The following is a 20,648-nucleotide window of genomic DNA, read 5'->3' on the forward strand; positions in this document are numbered from 1 at the left end:
AACTCCAGGGTGCCGTGCGGGTTTTCCGGCGACCCTAGATCACCTGGGGAAATCCTCCGAACGGCACCGATGGATTCCGGGCACCCCGAACGGCCTGCACCCGGGTGCGTCACATCCTCGTCAGCGCGTCACATCGGGTTCGTGCGGCTCGCCCGTCTCCCGTGCCCCGTCTCCCCCACGCACCCCGTCTCCTGCACGTGCCCCGTGCGATTCGCGCGCCTCGTGCGATTCATGCGTCCCGCCGGGCGGGTCCGCGGGCGCCTCCGTGATGTCGAGGAACACCTGGTCCGCCTCCGGCCACTCCTTCACCACGGCGGCCTTGATCCGTTCGGAGACCAGCTCCAGGTGCTCACTGTCGAGCCCGGGCCGCAGGTCGATGCGGGCGGCGACGAGCGTCGAGTCGAGGCCGAGACGCATCGTCAGAAGGCTGGCCACGTTGTCGATCTCGGGCTGCCGGTCCAGCAACGCCCTGATGTCGTCCCGCAGTTCGGGAGCGACGGCCTCGCCGATGAGCTGCTCGCGGGCGTCCTTGCCGAGCCGGTACGCCACGTACACCAGGAGCAGACCGATGGCGAGCGAGGCCGAGGCCTCCCAGACGACCTGGCCGGTGACCATGTGCAGGGCCATGCCCCCACCGGCGAGCAGCACGCCGAGCACCGCGGTGCCGTCCTCGGCGATGACGGTGCGCAGAGCCGGGTCGCTGCCGATGCCGCCGCTCTGGCCGCGCACCTGGTACAGGGCGCGCAGCAGCGAGCCGCCCTCGGCGAGGAGCGCCACACCGAGGACGGAGAGGCCCGCGATGTAGCCGCCGGTGGACTCCTGCTCGTGCGAGCGCAGCGCCTCGATGCCCTGCAGGAACGAGAAGCAGCCGCCCATGACGAAGATGCCGACGGCGGCGAGCAGGGACCAGAAGTAGCGTTCCTTGCCGTAACCGAAGGGGTGTTGCTCGTCGGCCGGGCGCCGGCTGCGGCGCAGTGCCGCGAGCAGGAAGACCTCGTTCATGCTGTCGGCCACCGAGTGCGCTGCCTCCGAGAGCAGCGCGGGCGACCCGGCGAAGACTCCGGCCGCGGCCTTGGCCGCGGCGATCAGTAGGTTGGCGCCGAGCGCCACAAGGACGGTCAGGCGGGTCTTACGGTCCTTCTTGTCTGCCGTGTCTGTGCTCATTCACCAAGTCCCTGTAGCGGCATGCTGTGTGATGGTCCGTCAGATGGCGTTCGGATGCCGTTCGGATGCCGGAGACGTGCCCCTTGCGGGCGGAGGGACGTCGTGGACCGCCCTCCGCCCGCAAGGCGGCTCGCGGCCGGTCACCGGCGGCTGTCGCTCCGGGCGCCCGCGTAGGAGCGGCGCTTGCGCGCGGACGAAACCTCTTCGGGGTCGTCCTCGGCCTCCCCTTCCGGCTCGTCCTCGTACTCCGCCTCCGGTTCCTCCTCGTCCTCGTACTCGCCCTCGAAGTCGCCCTCCGCCTCGTCCTCGTACTCCTCTTCGGGCTCGGCTTCGGGGTCGGCTTCGGGGTCGGCCTCATCCGGCTCCGCTTCCTGCTCCGGATTCCGGTCCTCTTCCGGCTCGCCCTCGTCCTCGTCCCGCTCGAAGTCCTGATCCTCGTCCTGGACCTCGTCCGTGGGCTCGTCCCGGTCGTCCTCGCGGTCGGACTGCTCCGCCTCCCGCTGCTCCTCCTCGGCCACGGCGTCCTCGTGGCTCACGACGACCTCGCCGTCCCTGATCTCGCCTCGCCAGCCTCCCTCGGCCTCGCCGCGCAACGCGATGTGGCGCGCGAAGTTCTTGAGGTCGAGGCGGGCGCGACGGCCCTGGGCACGCCAGATGTTGCCGGTCTTCTCGAAGAGGCCCTTGGAGTAGTACTCCATGACCAGCAGGACGCGGGTGATGTTCTCGCCCAGCGGGTGGAAGGTGACGACGCCCTTCACGCTGCCCTTGGCGCCCTCGGAGGTCCACACGATGCGGGCGTCCGGCACCTGTTCGGTGGTGTGCGCCTTCCAGCTGCGGCTGGACCAGAAGACCTTCACCTTCCAGTCCGACGTGGTGTCGTCGGCGACGGTCGCGCTCTTCACGCCCTTGGCGAAGGTGGCGAACGACTGGAGCTGGGTCCACTGGTCGTACGCCTCGCGCACGGGGACGCCCACGTCCACCGATTCCATGATGACGGTCGGCTTGCGCCCGCCGCCGCCCTTCTTGCGCTTGCCGCCGAGGCTCTTGAACATCTCCTTGGCGTTGTCCTTCAGGTGCGAGGCGCCCAGTTCGACGGCGGTGCGCACCGGGCCCTTGCCCTCGGCGATCTTGCGGCCGCCTTCGAGTGCCAGCTTGGCGAAGCCGGGACTGTTGCCCTCGGCTATGTCGTTGAGCTTGCCCGTGGTCTCGCCGAGCTTGTGGCCCACGCCCACGAGGAGCCGCTCGCCCTGGGCGAGCAGATAGTTCTGGAGCTCCGACTTCAGATGGTCGACCGCGGGGCTGTCCTTCAGCGGGTTCTTCGACTCAGCCACGGTCCTCACCGCCCTGGGCCGCGCGCCGGCTCGCCGTCTTCTTCGCCGGCGCCCGCTTGGCCGTGCGCTGCACGGACTTGGTCGCCTTCGTGGCCGAAGTAGCCCTGGACGAAGCCGACTTGGCGGCAGAGCGCGTGGTCGAACGGGGCTTGCTCGTCGGCCCCCCGTCGGAGTCGGAAGCCCTGCTGGAGCTCCGGCTCGAACGCCGCCCGGAGGATTTGGCCGACCCCGTACCCGACTCCCGGCCCGAGCCGCTGCCCGAGTCGCTGCCGGAGGAGGAACGAGAGGAGGAACGGGAGGACGACTTGGACGACGACTTCGCGGGGCGCTCGTCGTCCTCCTCGTACTCTTCTGGCTCTTCCGGCTCTTCCGGCTCCTCGTCCCGCGCCGAGCCGGTCACGTTCGGAACAACGCCCGATATGCGGTCCTGCACACCCAGCGTGCGGTCGTGCAGCCGGTCGGCAAGTCCCTCGATCTGCCGGTTGAGCAGCGCGCCCGTGGCCGCCTTGCCCACCCCGCGCAGATCGCCGCGGAGCTGGTCGCCGATCTCCTTGAACTGGGGGTTGCCGGCCAATTGGGCCGCCGCGAAGTCCGCGATCGCCCGCGGGCTCAACTGCAGGCGCTTGCCCATGACCAGTGTGCCGATGCCGAACGCGAGCTTTGCCTTCTTGGTGCGCCCGAGCAGATAGCCCGCGCCTACCGCGAGCCCCAATCCCAGCCGATTGTTCATATCAGACCTGTCCTCTTCTCGTCCGTCTCGCGATGGGGAGCCTGTGGAGGCCTCATCACACCGGGTAGCCAACATGGCCAGAGCCAAACCCTGGGCCCGGAGGCGGAGTCGAAGGGGGCGGGACGCCCCGGAGGCGGCCCCGTCGTCGGCCGCCCGTCCCAGGAGACGGACTCCCCGGTGGCGCCGTTCACTGCGCGGCGCCCGAACCACCACCGGGCTCGGCATCGCCCGAACGCCGACGTCCAGGGCATGCCCGTGACGGTCGGGTGCCGAGGGGCCGCTTCCGAGCGGCCGTCCAGATGACGCACGCCGCGCAGGCCCGGCTCGGCGGCGGGCGGCCCGCCGGCCGACTGCGGCACGAGCGGCACTTCGATGCCGCCCAGTCGTAGCGACCAGGAGTGCACGGGAGGACAACAGGCCCTGCACGAAAGCGAGTTGGGGTCGCCCTCGCACCCGCCTGGCGGCCCGTGCCCGAATCCGGGGAGCGAGTCCTCAGCCCCTGATGAGGGTGCGTGATCGTACGTCTACTCTGGTCCCGCCAGGCCGTACGGTGGCGGCCACCAGGAAACGGAGCACGCGGTGCCAGCGGGGGAAGAGAACGGCGGTGCGCTGATCGGCAGCCTGCTCGGCGGGCGGTACCGGGTGACCTCGACGATCGGCCGCGGCGGCATGGGCGTGGTCGCCCGAGCCGTGGACGAGCTCCTCAACCGCGAGGTCGCCGTCAAGATCCTGCGGGCCCACACCGACGCGTCCGCAGCCGAACTGGCCGATCTGCGCACCCGGATGCGGCGGGAGGCGCAGGCCGCGGCCCGCATCTGGCACAGCGGCGTGGTCACCGTGCACGACGTGACCGAGGAACGGGGGCTGCCGGTCATCGTCATGGAACTCGTCGACGGGCCCTCCCTCGACGACGTGCTGGCCGAGCGCGGCACCCTCGATCCGCGCGAGGCCGCCGCGATCGGCGCCGAGCTGATGGACGCCCTCGACGCCGCGCACCGGGCCGGCGTGCTGCACCGCGACGTGAAGCCGGGCAACATCCTGCTGGAGCGGGGCGGGCGGGTGGTGCTCACCGACTTCGGCATCGCCACCATGGAGACCACCGGCGACGACGCCATGTCCAAACTGACGCGCAGCGGCGAGCTCGTCGGCTCGCTCGACTTCCTGCCGCCCGAGCGCGCGCAGGGCCGCGAGCCGGGCCCCGCCTCGGACATCTGGGCGCTCGGCATGACGCTGTACGCGGCGGTGGAGGGAACGACTCCGTTCCGTCGTACGTCGGTGTGGTCCACCCTGTCGGCGATCGTCACCGACCCGCTGCCACCGGCCCGCCGGGCGGGCGGACTGACTCCGGTCCTCCAGGCCCTGATGGCGAAGGAGCCGGAGCACCGGCCGACCGCCGAGCAGGCGCGCCGGATGCTGGAGCAGGTGGCCGCGGGGGGCGTCCCGCAGGCAGCGGGCCGCCCCGAGCACACGACCGGCACGGTGAGCCTCGCACCGACGGCCCCCACCGCGCCGACGCCTCCCGCCGCCTTCGGGCCGCCTCCCCCGCCGGTACCGGTGACGGAAGCGGCCTACCCGCACCACCAGGTGCCCTTCGGCATCGCCACACCGCCGCCCACGGTTCCGCAGCACGACGTGACCGCGGGGCGCCGGACCCCGGCCGGTCGCGGGCGGCGCCGCAGCCGCGTGGTGGTGGCGGCCGCCGCCGCCGTGGTGTTGGCCGGCGGCGGCATCAGCTACGTTCTGACGAACCATCAGGAAGCCGAGGCGCGGGGAGGCGACGCCCGGGCGGCCGGACCTGGGCCCGGGGCAGGGGCCGGGCCGGAGGGCGGAACCCCGGCGGCCGGCGACGAATCGTACGCGGCGAAGCTGCCCGACGGGGGAAGCGGCAGCCCGACCCCCTCGAAGTCCGGGACCACGAAGGCCGAACCGTCACCCTCGCCCTCGAAGCGCCCGAGCTCCTCGGCGAAGCCCAGTGCCACACCGAGCAGCTCGAAACCCCCGGCATCGGCCAAGGCCAGTCCCGTGTCCACGAGTTGTGGCGGCTGGAGCCACAAGGACCCGGCACCGGGCTCGTACGGGTACATGGCCGGGGACTACCACTTGGAGAGCGGCCCGTACCGGAACTGCCCGGCGGTCTCGCTCGCCAAGTCCGGCACCAAGCTCTGGTACCACTGCTATGTGACCAACGCCTATGGAAACAGGTGGACTTATGTGCGCGTAGAGGGCTCAAGCACCGCCGGCTGGATGTCGAACGACAACATCAACCGCCAGCACGGCGCTTCGACCCCCTGCTAGCCCCGGTCAGTCGCGGCGGCGCAGTCGGGCCGAGAGGTGGTGCTGCAGCGCCTGGCCCACCGCGGCCAGGTCGTGCGTGAACGCCAGCGTGTCGTCGGCGGTCAGCTCGTAGCGGCGACGGGTGGCGTCGACCTGCTTCGCGGTGGGGGTGACGGCCACCTCCTGGGTCGCGAGGTCGACCGTCCTGCCGCTCGCGGCGCCGACCGCGATCTCCGCGATGCCGGTGGGCTGGGTGATCAGGGCTTCGATCCGCCCTTCGGCCTGGAGTCGCCACCAGCCGCTCTCGCGCGCCGATGGGCGCAGCGGGGCGCCCTCCGCGTCGAGCAGCCACGCCCGGGCCTCGTAGCGCAGGAAGGGGCGGCCGTCGTGGCTGAAGGTGACCTCCTGCGCGTACGCGAAGTCCCCGTCGAGGGTGGGGTATTCACCCTCGCCCCGGCCGTACCAGCGGCCGAGGAGGCCGAGCACGGGCGCGAGCAGCGCGTGGGGGGCGGGCACCTCGTCCGGGCGGACGCTGTCGGGGTAGGGGTGCTCCGGTGCGGGGTCGAACACGATGTGCGCTCCTGGGGTCGGGGCTGATGCCAGGGGGAAGCCTAGGCCGTCGATCCTCCGCAGGTGCCGGTCGGCCATGGCGAACTCCTCCTCGGGGAGGGGGGCACCCCACCGGCGTGGTGGATGTGTCGCGCCGGGACCGCCGCTAGCGTCGCAGGGGAGGGTGATCGGCGGAGAAGGGTGCAGAGGTGGGCGCACGGATGGCGGGCGGGGCGGCAGTGGCCCGGGCGGCGGCGATCGGGGTGGCTCTGGCGCTATCCGTCGGTGCCCTGGGGGTGGTTCCCGCATCGGCGGCCGGGAACGGCCCGCTCGACGGGGTGTGGCGGATGGACGGCTACGGCACCCTGGTCACGGTCTCGGACGGCAGCCTTACGACGTACGACACCACCCGTGCCGGCTGTCTGCCAGGCGCGCTCACGGCCCGGCAGGTGGGGAGCCCCGGAGCGAACGGGGCGACCCGGTACGGCCAGGGGCCGGCCGCATCGATGACCTTCACGCCGGAGGGGCGCAGGCATGCGGTGCTCGCGCTCGACGACGCGGCCGGCGTACGCCGCCTGGAACGCCTGCCCGCGCTGCCCGAACGGTGCCGACAGCCCGTCGACGCGGGGCCGCTCGCCGTCTTCGACCGGTTCTGGGCGACCTTCGCGGAGAACTACCCGTTCTTCGCCGCCAAAGGCATCGACTGGCAGGCGGTCAGGGCCCGTTACCGTCCGCTCGTCACACCGGACACCACCGACGCACAGCTCCAGCAGATCCTCATCGACATGATCCGCCCGCTCGGCGACGCGCACACGGCACTCGTCCACCAGGGCAGGACGGTCTACTTCGGCCTGCGGCCCGGCACCCGGGTTCCGACCACGGACCTGCGCACCCGCGCCGCGGCGAACGTCGCCCGTCAGCTCGTCGCTCCGGCCCGGACCTTCGGGCAGGGCAAGCTCGCGGTCGGTGAACTGCCGTACAGATTGGGCTATTTGAGGGTCGACTCCTTCGACGGGTACGCCGCCGGTGACAGCTTCCAGGAGCAGACGGCCGAGCTCGACCGGGCCCTGGACGCGCTGCTCCCCCACGGCGCGACGACGGGTGCCGACCCGTTGCGCGGCCTGGTGATCGACGTCCGGCTCAACGGCGGCGGGTCGGACGCGCTCGGCCTGCGGATCGCCTCGCGCCTGACCGACCGGGCGTACACCGCCTACCGCAAGGTGGCCCGGAACGACCCCGACGACCCGACCCGCTTCACCAGGCCCCAGCCGATCACCGTCCGGCCGTCGACGGCCCCGCGCTGGACGGGGCCGGTCGCGCTGCTCACCAGTGGCAGCTCGGTCAGCGCGGCGGAGACCTTCGCGCAGGCCCTCATGGGCCGCGCCCCCGGGGTGACCCGGATCGGCGAGAACACCCAGGGTGTCTTCTCCGACGTGCTGTTCCGCCCCCTGGGCAAGGACCCCGAGGGCAAGGACTGGGCGGTGTTCCTGCCCAACGAGAAGTACCTGGACGCACGAGGCCGCACCTTCGACGGCCCCGGCATCCCGCCCCGGCTGCGCGTCCCCGTCTTCACCGAGGAGGACCTCGCCCACGGCCGCGACTCGGCCCTGACCCTGGCGCGTCAGGTGCTCACCACGTCCTGACGCGCCCCCATCCCGTCAACTGCACGCCTGCACGGCTACACGGCCGCGACGGACGTGTAGTGCGAGGCGTCCCCCGCGATCGAGTAGCTCTCCTTGCCCTCGATGCCCACCGGCACGTCTCCCGCGACCGTCACGCGGTTCAGGCGGCGCGGCAGCCCGTCGTAGTTGTCGATGGCGTAGTGCTGGGTGATCCGGTTGTCGAAGAGGACGAGCTGGTTGGGCGACCAGCGCCAGCGCAGGACGTTCTCCGGGCGCACGACGTACGCCTGGAGCAGATCGAGGATCTTGCGCGACTCTCCGACCGAGAGACCGACGATCCGCTGGGCGAACCCGCCGATGAACAGGCCGCGTTCACCGGTCAGGGGGTGGACGCGGACCACCGGGTGGGCGGTGCGGAAGTTGATCGAGGTGAACTGGGCGCGCTGCTCGGCCTTCTGGTCGTCGACGTCCTCCTCCGGAACCGCGTAGTCGTAGTCGTTGGTGTGCTCGGCCCACAGCGTGTCGGCGAACTGCCGCAGCGGCTGGGGCAGACTGCGGTACGCGGCGGCCGAGTTGGCGATCAGGGTCTCGCCCCCGTACGGCGGGATCGTGATGCTGCGCAGGGTGCTGGCCTGCGGCGGGTTGAGGACGAAGGTGACGTCGGTGTGCCAGTGGTTGGCGCGCCCGCGCTCGCTGTCCACCGGGAGCACGTTGGGCGCGTCCGCGACGGCGGCGACGGTGGGGTGGGCGGTGGTGAGGTCGCCGAAGTGGCGGGCGAAGGCCTGCTGGCCCTCGTCGTCGAGCTCGACGCCGTCGAAGACCAGGGCCTTGTGCTCGTTGAGGGCGGCGCGCACGGCTGCCACGCTCTCCTCGTCGAGCGGCCTGGCGATGTCGACGCCGGACACCTGGGCGCCGATGTGCGCGGTGACCTTGCGGATCTCGATGCCGGACATGTGCGGGGTCCTTTCGGTCGTGGCTCAGACCCGGCTGAGGGCCGGGACGGTGTGCTGGTTGGCGGGGCGGGGCAGGCCGTAGCGGTCGCGCAGGGTGCCCCGGGGGCCGTACTCCGTGCGGAACAGGCCACGGGCGCGCAGGATGGGCACGACGTGGTCCACGAAGGCTTGGAGGCCGGACGGCAGGACGGCCGGCATGATGTTGAAGCCGTCGGCGGCGCCCAGCGTGAACCAGCTCTCGATCGCGTCGGCCACCTGCTCGGGTGTGCCGGCGAAGGTCAGATGGCCGCGCCCGCCGCCGAGGCGGCCGATCAGTTCGCGGACGGTGAGCCGCTCGCGGCGGGCGAGCTCCACCACCAGCGTGTAGCGGCTCTTGGCCCCCTCGATGGCGCTTTCCGGCGGCAGATCCGCGGGCAGTTGGGCGTCCAGCCGAAGGACGCCGGGTTCCAGGTGCAGCAGCCGTTCGAGGCGGTGGAGGCCGTGTTCGTGGACGATATGGTCCTCCAGGACCTGCTCGTGGGCACGCGCCTCGGCCTCGGTGGAGCCGATGACCGGCAGGATGCCGGGCAGGATCTTGATGTGCTCGGGGTCCCGTCCCGCCGCGCGGGCCCGTGACTTGAGGTCCGCGTAGAAGGCCTGTGCGTCCCCCAGCGTCTGCTGGGCGGTGAAGACGGCCTCCGCGTACCGGGCCGCGAACCGTTTGCCGTCTCCCGAGGAGCCCGCCTGCACCAGCAGCGGGTAACCCTGGGGACTGCGCGGGACGTTCAACGCGCCCTCGACGCTGAAGTACGTGCCCTGGTGGCGCGGCGGATGGATCTTTTCGCCGTCGCCCCAGACACCGGCCGCCTTGTCCGCGACGACGACGTCGTCCTCCCAGCTGTCCCAGAGCTTGAGCGCCACGTCGAGGAACTCGGCGGCGCGTTCGTACCGGGTGGCGTGGGTCGGTTCGTCGTCGAGCCCGAAGTTGCGGGCGGCCTCCGCGCCCGCGGTGGTGACGATGTTCCAGCCGGCCCGGCCGCCGCTGATGTGGTCGAGCGAGGCGAACCGGCGGGCCAGGTTGTAGGGCGAGTTGTACGAGGTGGAGGCGGTGGCGATCAGACCGATGTGCTCGGTCGCCACGGCCAGCGCGGTGAGCAGGGTCAGCGGCTCCAGGACGCCGGCGGGGCGCTGGCCGACGTGGCTGAACAGGACCGGCCCGTCGGCGAGGAAGAGCGAGTCGAAGGTGCCGCGCTCGGCGATGCGGGCGAGCTCGCGGTAGTGGTCGAGGTCGAGGCTCGCGTACGGGTCGCTCTCGGGCAGCCGCCAGGACGCCTCGTGGTGCCCGGTGCTCATGAGGAAGGCGTTGAGATGGAGTTGGCGCCGGGTCACTGGGGGTCCTCCTGGTGGTGGGCGAGCTGTTGAGGCGTGCGGTCCGGATGCCGCTCCTCGTGTGCGGTGACGCCGAGCGCGGTGAGCAGGCGCTCGCGGTACTCGCCGAGGAGCGGGTCGCGGTACGAGCGCGGGTGCGGGCGGTCGATGGTGAGGTCGAGGCCGATGCGGCCCCGGTCGAGCACCAGGACCCGGTCGGCCAGGACGATGGCCTCGTCCACGTCGTGCGTGACGAGCAGGACGGAGGGCCGGTGGCGCTGCCACAGCTCGCGCAGGAGCACGTGCATGCGGATGCGGGTCAGCGCGTCCAGGGCGCCGAACGGCTCGTCGGCCAGCAGGAGTTCGGGGTGGCGGACCAGCGAGCGGGCCAGTGCGGCGCGTTGTGCCTCGCCGCCGGACAGCTCGTTGGGCCAGGCCCGCTCGCGTCCCGCGAGCCCGACCTCGGCGAGTGCGGCACGGCCCTGTTCGGCGGCCTCCTTGCCGTCCGTGCCCAGCAGGACGTTGTCGAGGACGCGGCGCCAGGGCAGCAGGCGGGAGTCCTGGAAGACCACCGACACCCGGTCCGGGGCGGTGAGTTCACCGCTTCCGGTGACCTGGTGGTCGAGTCCGGCGATGGCTCGCAGCAGGGTGCTCTTTCCGGAGCCGCTGTGCCCGAGCAGGGCCGTGAACTGGCCGGCCGGGATGTCGAGGTCGATGCCGTCGAGGACGGTGCGGCCATCGAAGGACCGGGTGAGCCCGGTGAGGCGGACCGCGGGAGCCTGGGCGGTGGTCAGTTGCTCAGCGTGCGTCGCCATGACAGCACCCTCCGTTCGACGAGGCGGACCGCGCTGTCGGAGACGAGGCCGAAGACGCCGTAGATCAGCAGGCCGACGAGGATGATGTCGGTGCGGCCGTAGTTCTGGGCCTGGAACATCAGGTAGCCGAGGCCGCTGGTGGCGTTGATCTGCTCCAGGACGACCAGCGAGAGCCAGGACCCGGTCACCCCGAGCCGGAGCCCCACGAAGAAGCCGGGCAGGGCACCGGGGACCACGATCTGCCGGATGAAACGGACCCTGGACAGGCCCTGGACTTCGGCCAGTTCGACGTACCGGTGGTCGATGCCGGACAGGGCGGCGTGCAGGTTGAGGTAGATCGGGATGTAGACGACGATGGCGATGATCGCGATCTTGAAGGTCTCGCCGATGCCGAGCCAGAGGATGAACAGGGGGATCAGTCCGAGCGTGGGAATCGCCCGGTTGAGCTGGACCGTCCCGTCGATCAGCGCCTCCCCGACCCGGCTGAGCCCGGCCGCGAGCGCGAGGACCACTCCGCCGGTGAGCCCGAGGGCGAAGCCGTATCCGGCGCGTTCCAGCGAGGTGAGCACATCGGTGGACAGGGTGCCGTCGCTCCACAGGTGGCCGGCGGTGCGCAGCACCGTCCATGGCGCGGGGATCGCGGCGGGGTCCAGCTGCCCGGCGGCGGACGCCGCGGCCCACAGCAGGAGGACCAGGCCGGGTCCGATCAACCGCGCGGCGGGCAGCCGCCTGCCGGGCGCGAGCGCGCGGCGCCCGGGCCCGCGGACGGGGGCCGCCGCCGCGGCGGGCGGGGACACCAGGGGGGTGGGCGCGGTGGTGGTCACGGCGGTCACCTCTGGTACTCGGCCGCGACGGCCTTGGCCGCCAGGCCCTCGAAGCGGCGGTCGAAGAGCGAGCCGACCTGGAACTTCTTCACGAAGCCGCCCTCGGCGAGCAGATCCGCGGTCTCCTGCTCCCACCGGATCGCCTCCTCCCAACTGGGCGGGAAGAGCGGCTTGTTGGCGAGCGCCGTGATCGACCGGGCCTGGGCGAGCGTGAGGTTCTGGGTCTTGACGTAGAACTCCTCGTTCCAGACGTCCGGGTGCTCGTACGCCCACACCTGGCCCTTGGCCCAGCGCGGTACGTACGCGGCGACCGCGGCCGCCTTGGCGGGGTCGGCGAGCACGGAGGCCGGCGCCCACAGCAGGTTGAGCAGGTCGACCACGCCGGTCGTGATGCTGTGCGCGCCCTTGGGCCCGTACTGCTTGAGATAGGCGGGCGCCTGGCTGTTGGCGAGCGGGGCGATGTCGACCTGGCCGGCCTGGAGCGCGGTGAAGAACTGATTGCTGGTCAGCGGCACGAGCTGTACATCGTCATCCGTCAACCCGGCCTGCTTCAGGGCCCGCAGCAGGACGACACCCTGCGCCTGCCCCTGCGAGAAGGCCAGCTTCCTGCCCTTGAAACCCTGGACGTCCTTGATGTCGCTGCCGGGCTTGGTGGCGAAGACGTAGGTGGGCTTCCGGGTGATGCCGATCCCGACGATCTTCGCGTCGTACCCCTGGAAGTGCGCCTGGATCGGGGGAATTCCCGCGTTGTTGGCGACGTCCAGGGACTTGGCGCGGAAGGCGTTGATGACGTCGGGGCCGGCGCCGGTGTTCACCCAGTCCGACACGGTGAACGGCAGGTCCTCCAACCCGGCCAGTTTGAACTGGAGTTGTTGTACTCCCTGGTACGAGGCGATCTTCAGGCGTGTGCCGGCCGGGACGGTGCTGGACAGCGGGGCGGACGCGGACCCCTTGGTCACGGTGTCGGCGGCCTGGGCACCCGCACAGCCGCTGAGACCGGCAGCGGCGGCGACGCCGAGCAGTGAGGACAGGAACAGCCGCCGGTCGACACCGGGCACGGCTGGGGACGCTGGTGGCATGGAAGAACTCCGTGATGGCAGGAGGAACAGGGGCGCGCCGCATCGCGTGCGGGCAGGGCGGGGCGGGGCGTGCGGACACGGCGGGGCCGGGAAAGGACACGGAAAAGGGCGCGGAAAGGAAAACGCGTGGGCGAAATCCGGACGCGGCACAGTAGAGAAATGCGGGCGCACGCCGTCAGCGAGTCACGACGCCAAGACCTCGACGGGCCGGGACGACGCCGGGCATGCGCATGCGATCGTGCGGGTGGCATTTACGCCCGAGTACTCAATAGCCTTATGCGGCGCGGCAATTCAACGGCGCACCACCGACGGGCGGCCGCGGCCGCACCGGCGCATCAGCAACACAGGGTGCGGCCGATCCGCATCAGGTCGATGACCCGGCACCTGGTCAGGAGAACCGGTCGCGATGGCATCGGCGCGACACCGGCGCTCCGGTAGCGGACCTGCCGCGACCGGATGATCACCGGGGAGAATTCCTGCGCGCTGCTCATGCCGAGAATCCTCGCTTCCGCCCACAATGCCTGTCAACATTCGGAGTTTCTGAATTAATTCGACTCCTCGGAACTCCTGGCCGGCTCCGCGGAGTTCCTCTTCGGCGCCGCCGGCACGCTCAACGGGTCGCGGTACAGGACGTCGAGGGCCACCGAGCCGCCCGCCACGGCAAGGACGGAGTCCGGGAAACTGCTCGGCACGACCAGCGCGTCCCGGCGCCCCACGGCCTCGCGCAGCGCGGTGAGGCAGTCCTGCCGGGACATCACGCCGACCTCGGTGACGACGACGGTCTCCGGGTTGAGGACGTCGAGCAGCAGCCGGGCCGCCCGCCCGACCATCCCGGCCCGCTCCACGAGGAGGCGGGCAGCGGCCGGGTCGCCCTCGGCCGCGGCGCGGACCACGTGCACCGGGTTCGCCGAGCGGATGATCCGGCGTTCACGCGCCCGGCGGCACAGTGTGCGCTCGCTCAACTCGGCCTGGAGGCATCCCGTTTGGCCGCACTCGCACGGTTCCGTGGCGCCCGCGAGCGGCAGATGGGCGATGGCTCCCGCCTGTGAGCGGGGGCCGTGGTGCACCTCGTCATGGGTGGCGAAGGCGGCGTCCACCACGTTGCCCACGAACAGGTGCAGCATGCTGCGGCTCCCCCGGGCCCGCCCGAACAGGCGCTCCGCGTTCACCAACGCCCGCGCGTGGCCGTCGACTTGGACCGGGAGGCCGGTGCGTTCGCTGATCGCGTCGCGTACGGCGACGTCCCGCCAGCCGAGGAGTGCGTGCTCCACGACCGTCCCGGAATCCCGGTCCACCCAGCCTCCCGCCGCCACTCCGACACCCAGCGGGAGGCGCCCTTCGGCCTCGGAGAGCAGCGCGCCCAGTCCTCGGGCGGCGTTGGCGAGTACGCGGCCGGGCTCGGTGCCCTCGTCATGGCTAAGGCGCCGCTCCGCGACCACCCGCCCGCGCAGGTCGAGCAGGGCGACGCTGGTGTAGGGCACCGCCACGTGCACCCCGCCGACCACGAACCGGTCGGCGTCCAGGTCGACCGGCACATGGGGGCGCCCGGCCCCCTTGGCTCTCCGCGGCGCCGCGGTCTCCCGGATCAGGCCGAGCGCGTCCAGGCGCGCGCAGTGGTCGGTCACCGATGCCGGGGAGAGGCCGGTCAGGCGGGCGATGGTGCTGCGGGCGACCGGCCCGTGCTCAAGGACGGTACGCAGGACCGCGCTGGCGCTGGTCCGGCGCCGGGCACCGTCCGCGGCCCGGCGTGCTGCCGGTGCGGCGGGCGGATCGAGTAGGGAAAGGGGGGCCGCTGAACGGGACATGGGGCACTTCCTCGGGGAGCTGGTCCGACACCGCGCCGTCTCGTACTCGGCGGCTCGGGACGCGCTGCTCCCGGCCGCCTCAGCCGGTGCGACAGGTGGCCGTGCCCTGGCGTCGCAGGTCGACATAGCGACGCGACGCGAAGTTCTCAGCCTGCGGGACCATGGCCCGAAGCTAGCAAACCGGGCCGCCGCTGCCCAGAGGCCGCCCACGGTGCGGACGGCCCCCGCGCGTGCGCGAGGTGGACCTCGGCCGGGCCACGACGGCCGGGCACCCGACCGAGCCGCGTGGGCCGGTACCCCGCTCAGCCCGGATTGCCGTGCGCGGCGTGCGGGTTCGCGGCCGCGCCCTCGGTGCTGAGGAGGACGACCACGGAGGACGGGCCGAGCCCGAGTGCCCTGCGGTGCCGGCCGCCTCCCGGCCCGGAGAGCGCGGCCCGCAACCCGGCGAGCCCCGCGGCGCCGCAGGGCCCCGAGGAGACTCCGAGTTCGGCGAGGCGCGCCCCGGCAAGGGCGGCCTCGCGGTCGGATACGGCGACGGCGGCGTCGAGCCCGTCGCGCAGGTGGGGCCACGCGATGCTGGAGGGGGTGCCGCAGTTCAGTCCGGCCATGCTGGTGTGTCCGGTGGCGATGCTGACGGGCGCCTCCCGCGCGAGGCTGGCCAGGACGCAGGCCGCGGCCCGTGGTTCGACCGAGAGCAGCGCGGGCCCGGAGGGGCGGCTTCGGTAGTGCCTCACGACCGCCTGGGCGAGGGACCCCACGCCCACGGGCACGGCGACGAGGCCGGGTCCGGCGTCGACGCCCGCGCCCGTCAACTGCTCGTCGATCTCGGCGCAGAGGGTGGAGTAGCCCTCGACGATCCACCCCGGGACCTGTTCGTAGCCCGGCCAGGCCGTGTCCTGGACCAGGACCGCGTCCGCCTGCCCGGCCGCCTCGGCAGCGAGCCGTACCGCTTCGTCGTAGGCTCCGGGGACTTCGGTGACCTCCGCCCGCTCGGCCGTGATGGCGGACAACGCCCGTGGGTGCACGCCCCGGGGGACGAAGACGTGCGCGCGCTGCCCGAGCAGGCGTGCCACGCGGGCCACGGCGCGCCCGTGGTTGCCGTCGGTCGCGGTCACCAGGGTCAGCGGGCCGGGGGCGGTGCCGCCGGCCGCCTCCGCGCGCTCGGCGAGGATGCGATGGACCGCCCAGGACGCACCGAGCGCCTTGAACGCGGGCAGCCCCAGACGGCACGACTCGTCTTTGACGAAGACCCTGCCGACCGCCAACTCGGCTGCCAGGGGCGTCAGTTCGGTCAGTGGCGTGGGTGCGTAGTCCGGCAGCCCGGTGTGGAAGGCGCGCACCCCGGCGGGCGCGGGCTCGGAGAGCCGGATGGTTCGGGCGCCCGGCCGCGCGAACCAGGGCGGAACGGGCGGGGCGGACGGGACATGGAGGGTGGAGCCGATCTCGGACACCCGACCAGGGTGCGGTGCCTGCCCGCACCCGGTCCAGCGCCGGCTGCGATCGGGCCGGCACGCCCCCACGATCGGGCCGGTACTCGACGTTGTCGATCGGCACGCACCAACTCCGCCCGCGATGCATCCAGTTAGAGGGTCTCACCATCCTTGTTGACGCCCACTTCGGCGGAGTGTTAGAACTTATAACTAACGGCACGCCTTCTCATTCAAGGGGATACGTCATGCTCAGCACCCGCCGCGCCCGCGCCGCCCTGCTCGCCGTCCCGCTCGTTCTCGCCGCGCTCGGCGCCGCAGCGGCACCCGCCGGGGCCGCTTCCGGGTCCGCCGCGTCCCTGACCTGCCGCAGGGAGGGCGTCGACTCCGGCGCCGCCGTCCGCTACCGCACCCAGGCCGTGATCCACGCCCCGCTCAGCACCATCTGGAAGCTCCAGACCGAGGTGGGGCGCTGGCCGTCCTGGCAGGGCCCCGTCGCCACGATGGAGCGGCTCTACCACGGCCCCCTGCGCCCCGGCGCGGCCTTCCGGTGGACCACTCCGGTTCCCCCCAACCCCTCGACTCCCGCCACCAGCCTGACCATCACGTCGACCGTGCGGCAGATGAAATACGGCTCGTGCATCCGCTGGACCGGCCCCGCGGACGGGCAGGGCCTGCACATCGACGGCGTCCACGTATGGAACTTCACCAAGGTCAGGGGCGGCGTCCTCGTCCGCACCGAGGAGACCCACACCGGCCCGCAGGTCGATGCGAACGTGCCCGCCGCGACCAGCATCCTCGGCGCCGGCCTCGAAGGCTGGCTCCGCGACCTGAAGACCGCCGCCGAGGCGCAGCACGGCGGCAGCCCCCGCTGAATCACCGGCAGGTCCCCGGTCGCCGCGCCCCAGGGATGCGGCGGCCGGACGGCTGTCGCCTTTCGGCCGGGCGTCGCTCCCCACCCTGGTGATTCATCCAGTGCACCGCCCGCCACCGAGACGTTTTCCGTGTGCTGAACCAGTCGTTTTCGGCCTCCCCCCGGGCTTCACTGGCGTGGATGGCACGGCCGAAGGGCGTTGGGGAGACATGGATCTGAACACGGTGGCGGACGTGCGGGACGCACGGCTTCGCGAGCCCTGGCAGCCGGGGGACGCGTGGCTGGGCGGCGGCACCTACCTGTTCTCGGAGCCGCAGCCTCAGCTGCGGCGCCTGGTGGATCTGAGCCGGATGGGCTGGGAGCCGCTGATCCTCGATCCGGACGGCTCCCTGGAGATCGCGGCCACCTGCACCATCGCGCAGCTGTACCGGTTCGGGCGGACCCTCTCCGCCGAGGCCGCTCCTCTGTTCTCCCAGTGCTGCCGGGCGTTCCTCGCCTCGTTCAAGATCTGGAACATGGCGACCGTCGGCGGGAACCTGTGCAACGGGCTGCCAGCCGGGCCCATGATCTCGCTGACCGCAGGGCTCGACGGCTCGTGTCTGCTCCAGTCGCAGACCGGCGCGACGCGCACCGTCAAGATCGTCGACTTCATCACCGGTGCGGGCCGCAAGGTCCTCCAGGAGGGCGAGCTGTTCCGCTCGGTCACCCTGCCCGCGCGGGCCCTCGACTGCCGTACCGCCTACCGCCAGGCATCCCTGTACGGGCTCGGCCGCTCGGGCGCCCTGGTCATCGGCACGCTCGACCCGGTCGACGGGTCGATGGCCGTGACGATCAGCGCCGCGACCGTGCGGCCCTTCCGCTTCTGGTTCCCGCTGCCCCCGACCAAGGGTGAGCTGCGGCGGGTCATCGAGGCGACCGTCCGCGAGGACGACTGGTACGACGACATCCACGGACTGCCCGAGTGGCGGCACCACATGGGGCTGCGCCTCGCCGAGGAAGTGCGCCACGAACTGACTCAGCTCTCCAGGGACGGTGTGCGATGAGTTTCGACATCGAGGTCAACAACCAGCGCTTCGAGGCCGAGCCGCGCGCCGGCCAGTGTCTGCGCACCTATCTGCGCGAGCGCGGCTGGTTCGGTGTGAAGAAGGGGTGCGACCAGGGCGACTGCGGGGCCTGCACCGTGCATGTGGACGGCGAACCGGTCCACAGCTGTCTGTACCCGGCGGTGCGGGCCGAGGGCCGCAGCGTCACCACGGTCGAGGGACTGGCCTCGCCGGAGGGTGAACTCCACCCCGTACAAAGGAAGTTCCTCGACGCGCAAGGCTTCCAGTGCGGCTTCTGCACCGCCGGATTCCTGATGACGACGGCCGCCCTCGAAGCCGAGCGGGGCACCGAGCACGACGACGGAAAACTGGCCGACCTGCCCCGCGCGTTCAAGGGCAACATCTGCCGCTGCACCGGCTACCGCGCCATCGAGGACGCGGTGCGCGGCGTGCGGCACACCGAACGCCCCTGTGCGGGCAAGGCGGTCGGCAAGAGTCTGGGCGCACCGGCGGGCCCCCAGGTGGTGACCGGCACCGCGCGCTACACCTTCGACGTCGAGGTGCCCGGCCTGCTGCACCTGAAGCTGCTGCGCTCCCCGCATCCGCACGCCCGGATCGTCTCCATCGACACCACCGAGGCGCTCCGCGTGCCCGGGGTGCGGGCCGTGCTCACCCACCACGACGCGCCCGACACCCTGTACTCGTCGGCCCGCCACGAGCACCCCACCGAGGACCCCGACGACACCCGCGTCCTCGACGACACCGTCCGCTACGTCGGCCAGCGCGTCGCCGCCGTCGTCGCCGACAGCGAGCAGGCCGCCGAGGAGGGCTGCCGCCGGGTGGAAGTGGTCTACGAGCAGCTCCCGTACGTCGTCGACCCGGAGAAGGCGATGGCCCCCGGCGCGCCCGTGATCCATGAGGGCAAGGGATCCGAGGTGCGGATCGCCCGCGTGGAGAACAACGTGGCGGGCGAGGTGCACGGCGAGATCGGCTGTGTCGCGGACGGCTTCGCCGAGGCCGACGTGATCTACGAGGAGACCTTCCGCACCCAGCGCGTCCAGCACGCCAGCCTGGAGACGCACGGCTGTGTCGCCTACTTCGAGCCGAAGGAGGACGGCACCGGCGAGCGACTCACCGTCCGCTCCTCCACCCAGACCCCGTTCCTGACGCGGCGCGCCCTGTGCGCCCTGTACGACCTGCCCGAGGACGAGGTCCGGGTGGTCGCGGGACGGGTGGGCGGCGGCTTCGGCGGCAAGCAGGAGATGCTGACCGAGGACATCGTGACGCTGGCCGCGCTGAAGCTGCGCCGCCCGGTGAAGCTGGAGTACACCCGCGCCGAGCAGTTCTACGGGGCCACCACCCGCCACCCCTTCACCATCGGCATCAAGGTCGGCGCTCGCGCCGACGGCATCCTGACCGCGATCCAGATGCGCGTGGTCTCCAACACCGGGGCGTACGGCAACCACGGACCCGCGGTGATGTTCCACAGCGTGGGCGAGTCGTTCGCCGTCTACCGGGCCCCGCACAAGAAGGTGGACGCGTTCTCGGTCTACACCAACGTGGTTCCGGCGGGCGCCTTCCGGGGCTACGGCCTCGGCCAGGTCACCTTCGCCGTCGAGTCCGTGATGGACGAGCTGGCCCGCCGGCTCGGCATCGACCCGCTGGTCTTCCGGGAGAAGAACATCATCGGTCCGGGCGAGCCGATGCACAGCCCGATCGGTGAGGAGGAGGACCTGCACATCGCCTCGTACGGCCTCGACCAGTGCCTGGACGTCGTCCGCAACACGCTCGCCGAGGACGAGAGTTCCGCGAAGGCACCCGAGGGCTGGCTGGTCGGACAGGGCACGGCGATGGCGATGATCGCGACCGGCCCGCCCGGCGGGCACTACGCCGACGCCCGGGTGTCGCTGCTCTCCGACGGAACGTACGACATCGCCGTCGGCACGGCCGAGTTCGGCAACGGCACCACCACCGTCCACAAGCAGATCACCGCGGGGGCCCTCAACACCACCGAGGACCGGCTCACGATCCGGCAGTCCGACACGGACGTGGTCCGCCACGACACCGGCGCCTTCGGCTCGGCGGGCACGGTCGTGGCCGGCAAGGCCGTGCTGCTGGCCGCGGGTTCGCTGGCGGAGCGGCTCCGGACGTTCGCGGCCCGGCACACCGGGGTGGCCCGGCATCTGTGCGTGCTCGGCGCGGAGGCCGTCGACTGCGCGGGTCGTGTGGTGACGCTCAAGGAACTGCACGAGGCGGCGATCGCGGCGGGCGCCGAGGAGGAGATCGCCGCCGACGGCCACTGGGGCGGCTCGCCCCGCTCGGTCGCCTTCAACGCCCAGTGGTTCCGGCTCGCCGTGGACCCCGACTCCGGCGAGATCCGCATCCTGCGCAGTGTGCACGCCGCCGACGCCGGCAAGGTCATGAACCCGATGCAGTGCCGGGGCCAGGTCGAGGGCGGTGTCGCCCAGGCGCTCGGCGCCACCCTCTTCGAGAACGTGCGGGTCGACGACCGGGGGGAGGTCACCACCGCCGCGTTCCGCCGCTACCGGCTGCCGCAGTACGCGGACGTGCCGCGCACCGAGGTGCACTTCATGGAGACCACCGACGCCATCGGGCCGCTCGGTGCCAAGTCGATGAGCGAGAGCCCGTTCAACCCGGTGGGCCCCGCCTTCGCCAACGCGCTGCGCGACGCCACCGGCATCCGGTTCACCGAGATGCCGGTAACCCGGGACCGCGTCTGGCTGGCCATGGACCAGCGGCGGCGCGCGCGCTCCGCGGGGGCGCCCGCCGGCGCCTGATCGGCACCGGCCG

Annotated in this window: 17 protein-coding genes; 5 read left to right on the plus strand and 12 right to left on the minus strand. The window is 72.1% G+C overall.

What is annotated here, in order from left to right; genetic code table 11:
• Window positions 1–120: 120 nt before the first annotated feature.
• From IE267_RS13320 to IE267_RS13330, 3 genes are all read right to left on the minus strand, one after another.
• Window positions 121–1,164, minus strand: a complete 1,044-nt coding sequence (locus tag IE267_RS13320) for a cation diffusion facilitator family transporter (RefSeq protein ID WP_189763329.1) — start codon at window positions 1,162–1,164, stop codon at window positions 121–123.
• A 140-nt stretch (window positions 1,165–1,304) separates the two neighbouring features.
• Entirely contained in the window at window positions 1,305–2,495 is a 1,191-nt protein-coding gene (locus tag IE267_RS13325) for an SRPBCC family protein (RefSeq protein WP_229861093.1), read from the minus strand.
• Window positions 2,488–3,225, minus strand: a complete 738-nt coding sequence (locus IE267_RS13330) for a DNA primase (RefSeq protein ID WP_189763330.1) — start codon at window positions 3,223–3,225, stop codon at window positions 2,488–2,490. Before IE267_RS13330 ends, IE267_RS13325 begins: the two co-directional genes overlap by 8 nt.
• A gap of 579 nt (window positions 3,226–3,804) precedes the next feature.
• Between IE267_RS13330 and IE267_RS13335 the strand changes: the two genes are divergently transcribed.
• Window positions 3,805–5,520 (plus strand): serine/threonine-protein kinase, encoded by a 1,716-nt coding sequence (locus IE267_RS13335; RefSeq protein WP_189763331.1) that lies wholly within the window; start codon window positions 3,805–3,807, stop codon window positions 5,518–5,520.
• A gap of 6 nt (window positions 5,521–5,526) precedes the next feature.
• On the opposite strand, the gene IE267_RS13340 is transcribed toward IE267_RS13335, so the two are convergent.
• Complete coding sequence (locus IE267_RS13340) at window positions 5,527–6,069, minus strand: heme-binding beta-barrel domain-containing protein (protein WP_167162248.1); 543 nt, start codon at window positions 6,067–6,069, stop codon at window positions 5,527–5,529.
• A 188-nt stretch (window positions 6,070–6,257) separates the two neighbouring features.
• Here IE267_RS13340 and IE267_RS13345 point away from each other — a divergent pair, with 188 nt between their 5' ends.
• A complete protein-coding gene (locus IE267_RS13345) occupies window positions 6,258–7,691 on the plus strand; it encodes a S41 family peptidase (protein ID WP_229861095.1) in 1,434 nt (477 codons plus the stop codon).
• 35 nt (window positions 7,692–7,726) lie between these two features.
• Here the strand turns inward: IE267_RS13345 and IE267_RS13350 are convergent, their stop codons facing one another.
• From IE267_RS13350 to IE267_RS13385, 8 genes are all read right to left on the minus strand, one after another.
• Entirely contained in the window at window positions 7,727–8,623 is an 897-nt protein-coding gene (locus tag IE267_RS13350) for a TauD/TfdA dioxygenase family protein (protein WP_189763332.1), read from the minus strand.
• A 24-nt stretch (window positions 8,624–8,647) separates the two neighbouring features.
• On the minus strand, window positions 8,648–9,991 hold the full coding sequence (locus tag IE267_RS13355; protein WP_189763333.1) for an LLM class flavin-dependent oxidoreductase: 1,344 nt from the start codon (window positions 9,989–9,991) through the stop codon (window positions 8,648–8,650).
• Window positions 9,988–10,785, minus strand: coding sequence for an ABC transporter ATP-binding protein (locus tag IE267_RS13360; protein WP_189763334.1), 798 nt, complete (start codon window positions 10,783–10,785; stop codon window positions 9,988–9,990). The genes IE267_RS13355 and IE267_RS13360 overlap by 4 nt, the downstream gene beginning before the upstream one ends.
• The gene (locus IE267_RS13365; protein WP_189763335.1) at window positions 10,761–11,618 is read right to left on the minus strand and encodes an ABC transporter permease; all 858 of its coding nucleotides are present in this window, start codon (window positions 11,616–11,618) and stop codon (window positions 10,761–10,763) included. Before IE267_RS13365 ends, IE267_RS13360 begins: the two co-directional genes overlap by 25 nt.
• Entirely contained in the window at window positions 11,615–12,688 is a 1,074-nt protein-coding gene (locus IE267_RS13370) for an ABC transporter substrate-binding protein (protein WP_189763336.1), read from the minus strand. The genes IE267_RS13365 and IE267_RS13370 overlap by 4 nt, the downstream gene beginning before the upstream one ends.
• Window positions 12,689–13,023: 335 nt before the next feature.
• Window positions 13,024–13,179, minus strand: a complete 156-nt coding sequence (locus tag IE267_RS13375; protein ID WP_167162260.1) for a hypothetical protein — start codon at window positions 13,177–13,179, stop codon at window positions 13,024–13,026.
• Between the two features lie 54 nt (window positions 13,180–13,233).
• Window positions 13,234–14,493 (minus strand): ROK family transcriptional regulator, encoded by a 1,260-nt coding sequence (locus IE267_RS13380; RefSeq protein ID WP_189763337.1) that lies wholly within the window; start codon window positions 14,491–14,493, stop codon window positions 13,234–13,236.
• Between the two features lie 302 nt (window positions 14,494–14,795).
• On the minus strand, window positions 14,796–15,944 hold the full coding sequence (locus tag IE267_RS13385; protein ID WP_229861097.1) for a diaminopropionate ammonia-lyase: 1,149 nt from the start codon (window positions 15,942–15,944) through the stop codon (window positions 14,796–14,798).
• A 224-nt stretch (window positions 15,945–16,168) separates the two neighbouring features.
• Between IE267_RS13385 and IE267_RS13390 the strand changes: the two genes are divergently transcribed.
• The 3 genes from IE267_RS13390 to IE267_RS13400 all read left to right on the plus strand — a co-directional run bounded on the left by IE267_RS13390 (window position 16,169) and on the right by IE267_RS13400 (window position 20,635).
• Complete coding sequence (locus tag IE267_RS13390; RefSeq protein WP_189763338.1) at window positions 16,169–16,795, plus strand: SRPBCC family protein; 627 nt, start codon at window positions 16,169–16,171, stop codon at window positions 16,793–16,795.
• A 208-nt stretch (window positions 16,796–17,003) separates the two neighbouring features.
• On the plus strand, window positions 17,004–17,837 hold the full coding sequence (locus IE267_RS13395; protein WP_167162266.1) for an FAD binding domain-containing protein: 834 nt from the start codon (window positions 17,004–17,006) through the stop codon (window positions 17,835–17,837).
• On the plus strand, window positions 17,834–20,635 hold the full coding sequence (locus IE267_RS13400; RefSeq protein ID WP_189763339.1) for a molybdopterin-dependent oxidoreductase: 2,802 nt from the start codon (window positions 17,834–17,836) through the stop codon (window positions 20,633–20,635). Before IE267_RS13395 ends, IE267_RS13400 begins: the two co-directional genes overlap by 4 nt.
• Window positions 20,636–20,648: the final 13 nt, after the last annotated feature.

Source organism: Streptomyces xanthochromogenes (assembly GCF_014650455.1).
GTDB classification, from domain to species: domain Bacteria; phylum Actinomycetota; class Actinomycetes; order Streptomycetales; family Streptomycetaceae; genus Streptomyces; species Streptomyces xanthochromogenes.

What these genes read in the sequence shown, in the direction of transcription:
- IE267_RS13380 (WP_189763337.1), bottom strand. Translation starts at nt 14,493, where the DNA reads ATGTCCCGTTCAGCGGCCCCCCTTTCCCTACTCGATCCGCCCGCCGCA.
- IE267_RS13360 (WP_189763334.1), bottom strand. Translation starts at nt 10,785, where the DNA reads ATGGCGACGCACGCTGAGCAACTGACCACCGCCCAGGCTCCCGCGGTC.
- IE267_RS13350 (WP_189763332.1), bottom strand. Translation starts at nt 8,623, where the DNA reads ATGTCCGGCATCGAGATCCGCAAGGTCACCGCGCACATCGGCGCCCAG.
- IE267_RS13320 (WP_189763329.1), bottom strand. Translation starts at nt 1,164, where the DNA reads ATGAGCACAGACACGGCAGACAAGAAGGACCGTAAGACCCGCCTGACC.
- IE267_RS13330 (WP_189763330.1), bottom strand. Translation starts at nt 3,225, where the DNA reads ATGAACAATCGGCTGGGATTGGGGCTCGCGGTAGGCGCGGGCTATCTG.
- IE267_RS13400 (WP_189763339.1), top strand. Translation starts at nt 17,834, where the DNA reads ATGAGTTTCGACATCGAGGTCAACAACCAGCGCTTCGAGGCCGAGCCG.
- IE267_RS13375 (WP_167162260.1), bottom strand. Translation starts at nt 13,179, where the DNA reads ATGAGCAGCGCGCAGGAATTCTCCCCGGTGATCATCCGGTCGCGGCAG.
- IE267_RS13370 (WP_189763336.1), bottom strand. Translation starts at nt 12,688, where the DNA reads ATGCCACCAGCGTCCCCAGCCGTGCCCGGTGTCGACCGGCGGCTGTTC.
- IE267_RS13390 (WP_189763338.1), top strand. Translation starts at nt 16,169, where the DNA reads ATGCTCAGCACCCGCCGCGCCCGCGCCGCCCTGCTCGCCGTCCCGCTC.
- IE267_RS13395 (WP_167162266.1), top strand. Translation starts at nt 17,004, where the DNA reads ATGGATCTGAACACGGTGGCGGACGTGCGGGACGCACGGCTTCGCGAG.